We start from the raw sequence: 11,539 nt of genomic DNA on the forward strand, positions 1-11,539 counted from the left end.
GGGCTACCCCTGCACCTCAACGAAACTGTCCAGCACACGCTTGTCGCCTGCGTGATCGAACGCGACTTCGAGCTTGTTGCCTTCGATCGCCTTGATCGTGCCGCCGCCGAATTTCTGGTGGAAGACGCGCATCCCGACGGAAAGGTCGCGGCGCGGGGCGGCGCCGACAGTGACCGAGACGGGCTTCGCGTCGATCTGCGTCGCGGTGCGGGTGGGGCGGCCGTAGGTTTGGGCGCGCTGCCAGCCGGGGCCGTGGCCGCGCTGGGTCGCACGGTGGACGTCGGCGAAGGGGTCGCGCTCGTCGAGCGCGGCGCGCCAGAGCGAGGCGCCGCCGGAGAGCGATGTTTCGGCCTCGATGTGCTCGCGCGGCAGTTCGCTGACGAAGCGTGAGGGGATCGACGAGGTCCACTGGCCATAAACGCGCCGGTTCGCGGCGTGGAGGATCGTCGCTTCCTGTTTTGCGCGCGTGATGCCGACGTAGGCGAGGCGGCGTTCCTCCTCCAGGCTCTTGAGGCCGCCTTCGTCGAGCGAGCGCTGCGAGGGGAAGACGCCTTCCTCCCAGCCGACGAGGAAGACGTGGTCGAACTCAAGGCCCTTGGCGCCGTGCAGGGTCATGATCGTGACCTTGGGTTCGTCGCGCGATTCCTCATTGTCCATCACGAGGCTGACGTGTTCGAGGAACGCCTCCATCGATTCGAACTCTTCCATCGCGCGGGTGAGTTCGAGGAGGTTTTCGACGCGGCCCTGCGCTTCGGTGGAGCGGTCGGCCTGCCACATGGCGAGGTAGCCGGATTCCTCGATGATGATGCGCGCGAGCTCCGGGTGGGGCATCTTGTCGGCATGGTGCCCGCGCCAGCGGCGGAAATCCTCCGAAAGCTGGGCGAGCGCCTTGCGCGCGGCGGGCGGGATTTCGTTCGTGCTGGCAATGTCGGAGGCGGCGACCGACAGCGGCGCGCCGGTGGCGGCGGCGAACTGGTGGAGGCGCTGCAGGCTCTTGTCGCCAAGGCCGCGCTTGGGGGTGTTGACGATGCGCTCGAACGCGAGGTCGTCGGCGGGCTGCGCGACGACGCGGAAGTAGGCGAGGGCGTCGCGGATTTCGAGGCGGGCGAAGAAACGCGGCCCGCCGATGATGCGGAACGGGATGCCGACGCGCACGAAGCGCTCCTCGAACTCCAGCATCTGGTACTGCGCGCGCACGAGGATGGCGATGTGGTCGGCGGAGACGCCGCGCCGCTGGAGGCTTTCGATCTCCTCGCCGACGCGGCGGGCTTCTTCGGGACCGTCCCACACGCCGAGCACGCGGACTTTTTCACCGCTGTCCGCCTCGGTCCACAGCGTCTTGCCGAGGCGATCGGCGTTCTGCGCGATGAGGCCGCCCGCCGCGCCGAGGATGTGGCCGGTGGAGCGGTAGTTCTGTTCGAGGCGGATCACCTTGGCGCCGGGGAAATCCTGCTCGAAGCGCAGGATGTTGGCGACTTCGGCCCCGCGCCAGGAATAGATCGACTGGTCGTCGTCCCCCACGCAGCAGATGTTCTTGTGCTTCTGCGCGAGCAGGCGCAGCCAGAGGTACTGCGAGACGTTGGTGTCCTGATACTCGTCGACGAGGATGTAGCGGAAGCGCGTCTGGTACTGCTCCAGCACGTCGCGGTGCTTGGTGAAGATGGTGAGCATGTGTAGCAGAAGATCGCCGAAATCGGTGGCGTTCAGCGCGACAAGACGGGCCTGATAGGCGGCGTAGAGCGTGCCCGCCTTGCCGTCCGCGAACGCCCACACTTCTTCTTTGGGCAGCGTCTCGGGCGTCCAGCCGCGGTTCTTCCACTTGTCGATGACACCGGCGAACTGGCGTGCGGGCCAGCGTTTCTCGTCGAGATCGGCGGCGGTGATGATCTGCTTCAGCAGGCGGATCTGGTCGTCGGTATCGAGGATCGAGAAGTTCGATTTGAGGCCGACAAGCTCGGCGTGGCGGCGCAGCATCTTCGCGGCGACGGCATGGAAGGTGCCGAGCCAGCCCAGCCCCTCCGACACGTCGCCGATCACGCTGTGCATCCGCTCGCGCATCTCGCGCGCGGCCTTGTTGGTGAAGGTGACGGCGAGGATTTCCGAAGGCCATGCGCGCTGCGTGTAGATGATGTGCGCAAGGCGCGAGGTGAGCGCGCGCGTTTTCCCCGTGCCTGCGCCCGCAAGCATCAGCACAGGGCCCTCCGTCGTCAGCACGGCATCGCGCTGCGGCGCGTTCAGGCCGCTCAGATAGGGCGGTTCATCGCGGGTCGAGGTGGGAACGGATACACTCATCATACGCTGTGATAATCTCTATGGTGCTGTTTTGGCCAGTGTGAAGAACATTTTGTGAACGGAAGCGCAATGCGGAAGACGTGGATCGGTTTCGGTGCGGTGGCGGGAACGGCGGCTGTGGTGGCAACCGTGCCCTATTTCATAGACTGGAACTGGTTCAAACCGCAGCTTGTTACGGCCGTGGAGGACGCGACCGGCTATGACGTGGAGGTGGCGGGAAGCATCGGCTTTTCGCTGCTGCCGAGCCCGCGGCTTTCCGCCGAGGGCGTTACCGTCACCGGCTTCGGGCCGAGCCGCGAACCGCTGGTGAAGGCGCAGAAGCTGTCTGCCGCCGTCGCCTTTCTGCCGCTGCTCTCGAAGCGCGCGGAAGTAAAATACATCGCGCTCGAAACGCCTGTCGTGCGCATCATCAACTACGCCGATGGTACCAACAACTGGTCTGATCCGGCGAAAGTGGACAAGGGATCATCCGGCGGCGAACTCTCGATCGAGGATTTCCGCATCGAGAAGGGCACGTTCATCCTGCAGTCGCCCGAGGGCGAGCCGACGCGGGTGGACGATATCGACATGAACGTCGCCATCGCAAGCGCGGCAGGGCCGTACACCGTAGAGGGCTCCCTGCGTTACGGCGCCATGCCGGTGACGCTGAAAGCGGATTACGAACAGGGCGGGCTCAAGCTTGATGCGACGCTCGCAGACGCTGGAACAATCGCCTTCGCAGGCCGGATCGGCGAGGCGGAAGGGGACGCTGCGACACCGGTTTCGGGGAGGCTGACGCTCAAAGGCGAAAAGCTTGGTGATCTGCTTGCGGCGTTCAGCGGCGAAGACGCCTCTAAGGCGCTTGCCTACGCGAAGCCTGTCGAGTTCAAGGCCGCGATCGAGGGCACGACGGAGCGCCTTCGCCTCGCCGATGTCAGCGGAACAGTGGCGGGATCGAAATTCGGCGGCGCATTCGACGTTGAGCGCGGCGACAGGACGACGATCAGCGGACGATTGATCTTCGACGCGCTGAATGCTGCGGACTGGATGTCCGCCGAAAACAAGGACGAAGACGAGGAACCCTTCACGCTTCCCGAAACGATCGACGCCGATCTGCTCGTGCGCGTGAACGATGCGCGCTACGACACGATGCAGCTTGGCGCCGTGAACGCGCCCGTGAAACTTGCGAACCGGGTGGTGACGCTCGGCGACACGCGGCTCGCGCTCGCAGGCGGCGGCAGCGCTGTCGTGCGCGGTATCCTTGATGCAGCGGACGGCGAACCGCGCTTCCGAGGCCGCTTCGGCACCAGCCTGCCGCGCCCGGCGCAGACACTCGCGGCGTTAGGCACAGACGGTTACACGTCGCTGCCGCCCGCGACGCTCGGCGGTACGATCGAATACCGCGACGACGCCGTTACGCTCGGTGACCTGCGCGGAACGCTGGACGGCAAAACAGTGGGCGGCAAGGTTCACTATCCGCTGGAAGAAACGCTGCCCATCGACGTTACGCTCGGCCTGCAGGGCGTGAACTGGGACCGTATCGTTTCGAAACCGTCGACCGTTGCCAAATCGGACGATGCCTTCGCGCGCACCGTGAATTTCGACGTGCGGCTCGGCGAGCTTCTGATGGGCGGCAGCCGCTACGGCGGCATCACCGCGAAGGGCAACTACGCCGCCGACAAGGTCACACTGGCGCAGGCGGTGGTGCAGGAAGCCATGGGCTTCGCGATCACCGCGAAGGGCAGCATCGACAAGCTCTCGGCGGATCGGACCGCCGACCTCGCGCTCGGCCTTGCGGGTGAGGGCGTGAAGGGTGCGATCACCGTGAAGGGGCCGATGTCGAAGCTCGATGTCGGTGGCGCCGTGACGTATGCGGGCGCGGAAATCGGCCTCAACGGCTGGGTGCGGACAGAGCCGGACGTCGCCTATCAGCTTGCTGCCTCGGCGAAGGCGCCGGAGGCGGGCGCCGTGCTGGCGCGGCTGCAGGATGAACCGCGCGCGGCGAAGCTTGGCCCGCTCGACCTCGGAATGCAGATCGCGGGCGCGGGCGATGTCGCGAAAATCACCGGCATCGCAGGCAAGATCGGCAGCATGACGCTTTCGGGTGAGGCGTCGGTCAATACGGGCGGTTCGGTGCCGGTGGTGAACGCCGTGCTGAATGCAGGCGTCGTGCCCGTGCTCGCGCTGATGGGTGACGACGGGACCGGCGCGGCAGAGGCAGCCAGCGGGAAGGGTGCGCGCTGGTCTTCGGAGCCGCTCTCGTTCGACTGGATCCGCAATTTCAATGGCCGCATTTCGTTGACGGCGGAGCGGGCGCTTTATGACGCCTACGTGCTCGACAAGCCTGCACTCGCGCTCGTTGCCAAGGGCGGGACGCTCAGTATCGAAGGCTTGAAGGGTGGTCTCTACGGCGGCACCTTCACCGCGTCCGGCACGCTCACGTCCGGCGACGCGCAGAGCATGGCGATGAAGCTCGCGCTGAGCGGTGTGCCGGTGGAGCCGTTCCTGAAAGCCGCGATGGCGAGCGCGCCCGCGACGGGCACCGTCGACATGACCGCGAATGTCACAGCGCGCGGGCGCTCGCAGAAAGCGCTGATGTCCTCGCTCGCCGGGCCGGTACGCATGGCGGCGACGAACGGCGTGATCCGAAAGGTCAATCTGAAGGCGCTCGACGAGGAGCTGAACGACCTGCGTTCGCTCGACAGTTTCGCGCGCTTCGCAGGCACGGCGCTGAAAGGCGGCGAAACGCAATACCGCACGCTCGCGATCGACGCGACCGGCAAGGGCGGCCGCTTTAACATCGACAAGGTGACGAGCGACATGGACGGCGGCAGCGTCACCGCGAAGGGCTATGTCGACATGGGCGCGTGGTACGCGGACAGCGTCGCCACCATCCGGCTCGGCAGCCACAAGGATGCGCCGGCGATCCCCGCGACCATCAAGGGGCCGCTGCCGGTGCCGGAGGTCAAATACTCGCTCGGCCCTCTGCAGACGTGGTTCGGAAAGCGCATCGCGCTCGTCGGCATCAACGCGGCCGTGGGCGGCGACAAGCTCGATCTCGGCAGCCTCATCGGCGGCAAGAAGACGCAGACGCCTGCGGTGGCGGAAGGGGAGGCCCCCGCCGAAGCGGCGCCGCAGAAAACGGTCGAGGAAGAACTCGGCACCGCGCTCGGCAAGGGTCTCGGCAAGCTGTTCGGGAAGAAGAAACCGGCAGAAGAGCCGCAGCAGTAGCCCTACAGCGACCGGAGCAAATGGAGGCTGGCCTTGCCGACGATGCGCACCGTATCGGTCGTATAGCCTTCGGCCGCCAGCGCCTCATCGCGCCGCGTTTCCACGCTGATCCACGCGCCCGGCGCCAGCCAGCCGCCCTGCCGCAAGGCCGCGAGCGCCCGCTCGCCAAGCCCCTTGCCGTAGGGCGGATCGAGCAGCACGAGGTCATACGGCAGGATCGCCGTCCCCGGCGCATCCGCGCTCCGCGCCAGCACGTCGGTGCGGTCGGCAGCGCCGAGCTTCGCGATATTGGCCTTGAGCGCGGCGAGTGCTGCGCGGTCTGTCTCGATGAACGTCGCGTGTGCTGCGCCGCGTGACAGGGCTTCGAGCCCGAGCGCACCCGTGCCCGCGAAGAGGTCGGCAACGCGCAGCCCTTCGAAGGTGCCGAGACGGCTCGTCAGCATCGAGAACAAGGTTTCGCGCGCCCGATCGGCCGTGGGCCGTGTTTCGGCACCCGCAGGCGCGACGAGCGGCCGTCCGCGCCATGCGCCGGCGATGATCCTCATTTGCCCGGAAGGCGGCTCCGCAGCCGCGACACCACATCGTCGGGAATCTGATCGACGCCGCGTACCGGCAGGTCGTCGAGATCGAACGGACCGTAGCCGACGCGGATCAGCCGTGTGACTTGAAGACCGAGATGTTCGAGAACCTTGCGCACCTCGCGGTTCTTGCCTTCGGTGATGCTGATCAGCAGCCACGAATAAGAGCCCGATTTATGCTCGATGTCCGCGTTGATCGAGCCGTAGCGCACGCCCTCGATGGTGACGCCCTCGGCGAGCGCTTCCAGCTGGCGGGCGTTTACGAGGCCGAACACGCGCACGCGGTAACGCCGGACAAACGCATTCGCGGGCAGTTCCATCGCGCGCTTCAGTTCGCCGTCGTTGGTGAGCAGCAGCAGGCCTTCGGTGTTCATGTCGAGTCGGCCGATGGTGACGAGGCGCGGCAGGTCCTTCGGCAGCAGATCGTAGATCGTGGCGCGGCCCTTGGGATCGCGCGCCGTCGTCAGGCAGCCGGTGGGCTTGTGGAAGCGGTAGAGCCGTGTCGCGCTGGTCACGGCGACGGGGTTGCCGTCCACCGTCACCTCGGCCAGCGAGGCGAGGTTGAGCGCGGGCGAGGTCAGCACCGTGCCGGCGACGGCGACTCGGCCCTCGGCGATCATCCGCTCGATATCCCGTCGCGAGCCGACGCCGGCGCGTGCGAGCAGCTTGGCGATGCGCTGCGGCGCGCCCGTGCGGTGCGTGGCGGGGGCGGCGGGGTCTTCGGAGCGGCGCGTGGGGCGCTCGCCGGGATGCCGTGAGGGCCGCTCGTCCTGGCGCCGCGAGGGACGCCCGTCAGCGCGGCGCGAAGGCCGCTCGTCCGTATCCGCGCGCCGGGCCGGGCGCTGGCCCATGCCGCCGCCCGGGCGCGGACGACGCTCGCTGCGTTCGCCCGTACGTGCGTTCTCGCGCTCACCTGTGCGTTCGTTGGCGCTTCGCTCACCGGTCGGGCGTTCACGGCGCGTCCGTTCCCGTGTCTGTTCAGGGGGCGTCCGTTCTTCAGGCGTCCGGACCCGGAGCGTCCGTTCGCGGACAGGCCGCCCGGGTCCACGCTCGCCGCCGCGTTCGCCGGTTCGTTGAGCGGCCTGCGGGCCTTCGGGCGCGCGATCGTCAGGTCGGCGATCGGTGGGGCGGCGCGGCCGCTGCGGCTTTCCGTCCAGCGGCGGACGTGCGGGTCCGCCTGCCTTCGATGGGCGACGCGGCGGACCGGAGCGGCGAGGGGGTTTCGACATGCCGCTCAACTGGACCGGAAGCAGGGAATTGGCAAGCCCGCCACTTTCCGCTAGTGGCTTCCCGCCTGTGCCCCTGTGGCGGAATTGGTAGACGCGCTCGACTCAAAATCGAGTTTCGCAAGAAGTGTCGGTTCGAGTCCGACCGGGGGTACCATCGACCGTCCGTGGACGTCCATTTTCGTCCGCCAAGTGACTGGTTTTGCTTTGTTATTTCTGCTATGGTGTCCGCAGGAATTCGGGCTCGTCGATACCATACCGCGTCAAGTTCTTGGTACTTTTCTTGGTATCGAATTGCCCTCCTGAAGGAGGTACCATGCGACTCTCGGCGCTGGCGATCCGCAACGCGAAACCGCGTGAGACGCCATACAAGCTCGGCGACGGCGGCGGGCTCTATCTGCTCATCAAACCGAACAGTGCGCGGCTCTGGCGCATGAACTACGCATACATGGGGCGGCAGAAGACGCTCTCTTTCGGCGAATGGCCCCTGATCAGCTTGGCCGAGGCGCGGGAAAAGCGCGACGAGGCCCGTCGCATCCTCGCGGCCGGGCTCGATCCGTCCGAGGAGCGGAAGCTGGAGCAGATGCGCGCGGAGCTTGCGGCCAGCAACACGTTCCGGGCGATTGCCGAGGAATGGTACCTCAAGAACGAACGCGAGGGCCTTTCAAGCCTCACGCTGGCGAAAATCCGCTGGCTCCTCGACAAGGCGTACGCGACGCTCGCCAACCGCCCGATCACGGAGATCGGCGCGCAGGAGGTGCTGATGGTCCTGCGGCGCATAGAGGCGGCGAAACATTACGAGAGCGCCAAACGGATGCGCAGCATCATTAGCCGCGTGTTCCGCTACGCCATCGCCACGGCGAGAGCCGACCGGGACGTTGCCGTGGACTTGCGCGGTGCCTTGGTGACGCCAAAGGTCAAACACCTTGCCGCCATTACCGACCCGGCCAATGCAGGCGGACTGATGCGGGCCATTGCCGGATATAACGGTCACACCATCACGAAAATCGCGCTGGAGATGTCCGCGCACGTATTCGTGCGTCCCGGCGAGCTGCGTCAGGCCGAGTGGCCGGAGTTCGATTTCGACCGGGCGCTATGGGTGCTTCCGTCCGAGAAGATGAAAATGCGCCGACCGCACCGGGTGCCGCTTTCGCGACAGGTGCTGGCACTTCTCGAGCAACTGAAGCCGCTCACCGGGCACGGCCGGTATGTGTTTCCGTCGTTCCACACGCCGCGCCGCCCGATGTCGGAGAATACCGTGAACACGGCCTTGAGACGTCTTGGCTACGCCCAGGACGAGATGACGGCTCATGGTTTCCGGGCGATGGCAGCAACGCTGCTCAACGAGATGAGCATCTGGAACGCAGACGCGATCGAGCGGCAGCTGGCCCACATGGAGAACAACGGCGTGCGCCGCGCCTACACGCGAGGTGAATACTGGGAAGAGCGCGTGCGCATGATGCAGCACTGGTCGGACTATCTCGACCAGCTCCGCGACGGCGCAAAGGTGATCAGAGCGAAGTTTGGAGCGGCGTGAACGTATGACTTGAACCCATAGAACGAAGCGGAGTTGTTAAAAGGGTACCTCGTCAACATCCTGATCTGACTCCGGTTCTAGCGGTAAAGGCCAAACGACGTCAGCACGCACCCGGATGCGTTCGTTGTCATAATGGGCGATCATAAAGCGGGCAGCTGTCGCATAACGAGGTTTCTGGCGGTAGCTTATCGCGAGACCTTCTTCACACATCTCAGGCACCCTCAAATACACCGTTGATGCGGCACAATAGAGAGCGAGCCCGGCTCGTTCCAATTCCATAAGGTTAGTGTTCAAGGCGACCGTGGCCTCAAGCTTTGTGAGCAGGGAAACAAAACGAAGCGGAAGGTGATTATTTTCGTCCCAGACGTGCCCAATATGCCCCTCAAGGGCAGTAATGGTGGCCTTAAGTGCAGGCATATTTTTTTCGGTAGGATCTGCGTTGCAATCAATCACGGACATGACTGCGCGTTCTAGAAGCGATATTATCATATCCGCCTTTTCGACCCGCTTCAGAACCTGAATTTGTGCAATATCGTCCTCCGCGTCGCCTTCGACATCGCTACCCGCTTCAGACAAAAGAAGGCCAGCGGGAGGAACTCCAAGGGCTGCAGCTAAATCAGCTAGTGTTTCGTGCCGGATCGGTTCCCCATTCTCAGCGCGCTGTACAGTCCGAACGTTTACTCGCGCTTGGTGCGCTAAAGCTTCCTGAGTTAGCGCGCGGCGATCCCTCGCGTTTTTCATCTTAATGCTGTCAATTATCATTGGGTTAGCCTCCTTTCTGTTCGAGAAGATTGGCACTGATGGTTCCGACAGCGCCACGTCAATGGCACGATAGTGGCATGCCTTTAACACGATAACGGAGCGACAATAAGCCGACAATGAAGGTATATTGACGACTTAAACCCGACAATTTGAGAAGAAGCCGACAGTTAGCTGTGTCGAATGCGGCTGTTCTCATAGGAGTGGAAATAGCCATCCCGCCTTCGGCGGTCTGAATCCTGTCTGACCGGCTCCCGCGCGGGGCGGGCGGGTCGCTTTGCCTTTGGTCCGGCTGTGCCGGGCCCGCAACCCGCTGACGCGGGTCTTCCACAACGACCTTCCAGCATTCGTGTCGGAACGCCTCCCGGAGATCCTGGCACACGTGCCGGAACTTCCGCCTCAGCGCCTCAAGTTGCTGAAGATCGAAGTGGAGAGCCTGCCCGCGATCGGCGAGCACCCTTCCATCGCACGAGCGATGGTGGAAGCCGGGCTGTTCGAGCTCACGGTCGAGAACGTGGAATACGTCTATCGGCAGGTCCTGGGCGGATCGGACCTCCATGCCCTGGCAACCAGAAACTACACGACGCTCCGGTCAATGGGCAGCGACATGCTGGACGGCAGGATCGAACGCGAATTCGAGGCCTATCTCGACGAAGTCGTCTTGAAGCTCGACGGCAATACGGACGAGGACGTATCTTCCATATTGGCGATCCTACGGCGCGACGATGTCGACTCCGGTAGCCTGCGCAGATTCGTCGAGCGCCAGTCAGTACTCGTGCCCGAACTAAGCCAGGTTCCCGAAAACCTGCACGCGATGCTGTTCGATCTGCGTAGGATCAGTCCGACGTGGGAAAACTGCCTCGCGTTCTTGAGTGGTAGCGGGTTCGATGAGGCGCAACTGATTTCTTATCTGGAAGATGGCAGCGAACGGGCAGCCCTGCTCGAGAAACCCATACCAGCCGATCCAGATTCACGACCGTTGCGAACGTTCCTCTTGAACGCTGCAGGCCTCTCCGACGCCGCCTACTCGGACTACGTCGCCGCATTGCCGAAGCCATTCGAGCGGTTTCCCGAAAACCTCGAGGACTCGAAACGGGAGATCCTGATCAATCGGCGGAAGGTCACGTTCACCAAGGAGAGCTTCGACGATCTCGCAGACGAGGTCGATCTGCAAGTCCTCTTCGTGACCGCAAACATCGAGTCCTACATCAACGCGCCGGACATGCTCGGTCTCGATGACGACTTCTTGGATAATCTTCTCGAAGCGGACCTCACCGACGAGAAGAAGACGTCGGTGATAAGCCTCATGAACCTCGATTCAGTCATCGAACTACCGGAACGGGCCGCCCTCATCGGTCCGATCATCGACCGCACCAACTTCGACGTTTCGGGCCTGAAGGCCGACGTCGCGAAAAGCCTGATCGCGCATTCCGCACCGCTCTGGACGCGGATCTCGCTCTTGAACAAGGCCCACGCCGTCCTGACGGACGACGACGTTCGCCAGGTCCTCGCCGGGTTGCCGGCCCCCTACTCTGAGATAAAGACCGGGTATTACGCGAGATTGGACAACAATTCGGAGAACAGGACGTTGCTTGGTTGGTTAGATTCGAGAAACATTATATCATCATGGAGCGTAGAAACCGGCCTTTTCTTCACTGAATATTTGCGCGTCAATCTCTACAGGCGTTGAACCAGTGAGCGAGGCGTGAAGATACACGCGTAGTGTTGGAAAATGAGTGCGTCGTTGCACCTGACTGATCGTCCGAAACTCGCGAACCGCAAAGCGGCCCGGAATAGCGAAATCTCGGTCTTTGCGGCTTCCGCCGCGTAAACGATGGTCCGTTTTTCACCTGTGACCGTCTGAAAGCTGCCAGTCGGCAATCGTTTAGAGTTTCGGACGCCGTGAGGCGTCGGAAAGTCGGCGGTGCCCGAACCCG

The 11,539-nt window shown here is 64.1% G+C and carries 7 protein-coding genes and 1 tRNA gene; 4 read left to right on the forward strand and 4 right to left on the reverse strand.

The annotated features are described in order from the left end of the window. Positions 1-3 precede the first annotated feature (3 nt). Complete coding sequence (locus tag AAC014_RS17040) at positions 4-2,292, reverse strand: UvrD-helicase domain-containing protein (protein WP_339710942.1); 2,289 nt, start codon at positions 2,290-2,292, stop codon at positions 4-6. Positions 2,293-2,346: 54 nt separating this feature from the next. Here AAC014_RS17040 and AAC014_RS17045 point away from each other — a divergent pair, with 54 nt between their 5' ends. Further along, positions 2,347-5,502 carry an AsmA family protein gene (locus AAC014_RS17045; RefSeq protein ID WP_339710944.1) on the forward strand — a complete coding sequence of 1,052 codons (3,156 nt, stop codon included), beginning with the start codon at positions 2,347-2,349 and terminating at the stop codon, positions 5,500-5,502. A gap of 2 nt (positions 5,503-5,504) precedes the next feature. On the opposite strand, the gene rsmD is transcribed toward AAC014_RS17045, so the two are convergent. Together rsmD and AAC014_RS17055 are read right to left on the reverse strand one after the other, a co-directional pair. Continuing rightward, positions 5,505-6,047, reverse strand: a complete 543-nt coding sequence (gene rsmD / locus AAC014_RS17050; protein WP_339710946.1) for a 16S rRNA (guanine(966)-N(2))-methyltransferase RsmD — start codon at positions 6,045-6,047, stop codon at positions 5,505-5,507. Beyond that, positions 6,044-6,931: a pseudouridine synthase gene (locus tag AAC014_RS17055; protein ID WP_339710949.1), complete on the reverse strand. Its 888-nt coding sequence runs from the start codon at positions 6,929-6,931 to the stop codon at positions 6,044-6,046. The genes rsmD and AAC014_RS17055 overlap by 4 nt, the downstream gene beginning before the upstream one ends. Positions 6,932-7,378: 447 nt before the next feature. Between AAC014_RS17055 and AAC014_RS17060 the strand changes: the two genes are divergently transcribed. Together AAC014_RS17060 and AAC014_RS17065 are read left to right on the forward strand one after the other, a co-directional pair. After that, a tRNA-Leu gene (locus AAC014_RS17060) sits at positions 7,379-7,463 on the forward strand. Between the two features lie 159 nt (positions 7,464-7,622). Then, positions 7,623-8,843, forward strand: a complete 1,221-nt coding sequence (locus AAC014_RS17065; RefSeq protein ID WP_339710952.1) for an integrase arm-type DNA-binding domain-containing protein — start codon at positions 7,623-7,625, stop codon at positions 8,841-8,843. Between the two features lie 36 nt (positions 8,844-8,879). On the opposite strand, the gene AAC014_RS17070 is transcribed toward AAC014_RS17065, so the two are convergent. Beyond that, positions 8,880-9,605, reverse strand: coding sequence for a helix-turn-helix transcriptional regulator (locus AAC014_RS17070; protein ID WP_339710955.1), 726 nt, complete (start codon positions 9,603-9,605; stop codon positions 8,880-8,882). Positions 9,606-9,879: 274 nt separating this feature from the next. Here AAC014_RS17070 and AAC014_RS17075 point away from each other — a divergent pair, with 274 nt between their 5' ends. Next, positions 9,880-11,292: a hypothetical protein gene (locus AAC014_RS17075; protein ID WP_339710958.1), complete on the forward strand. Its 1,413-nt coding sequence runs from the start codon at positions 9,880-9,882 to the stop codon at positions 11,290-11,292. Positions 11,293-11,539 lie beyond the last annotated feature (247 nt).

Origin of the sequence: uncultured Sphingosinicella sp. (assembly GCF_963974575.1) — a bacterium.
Taxonomy (GTDB): Bacteria; Pseudomonadota; Alphaproteobacteria; order Sphingomonadales; family Sphingomonadaceae; genus Sphingosinicella.

What these genes read in the sequence shown, in the direction of transcription:
- rsmD (WP_339710946.1), bottom strand. Translation starts at nt 6,047, where the DNA reads ATGAGGATCATCGCCGGCGCATGGCGCGGACGGCCGCTCGTCGCGCCT.
- AAC014_RS17040 (WP_339710942.1), bottom strand. Translation starts at nt 2,292, where the DNA reads ATGAGTGTATCCGTTCCCACCTCGACCCGCGATGAACCGCCCTATCTG.
- AAC014_RS17070 (WP_339710955.1), bottom strand. Translation starts at nt 9,605, where the DNA reads ATGATAATTGACAGCATTAAGATGAAAAACGCGAGGGATCGCCGCGCG.
- AAC014_RS17055 (WP_339710949.1), bottom strand. Translation starts at nt 6,931, where the DNA reads ATGGGCCAGCGCCCGGCCCGGCGCGCGGATACGGACGAGCGGCCTTCG.
- AAC014_RS17065 (WP_339710952.1), top strand. Translation starts at nt 7,623, where the DNA reads ATGCGACTCTCGGCGCTGGCGATCCGCAACGCGAAACCGCGTGAGACG.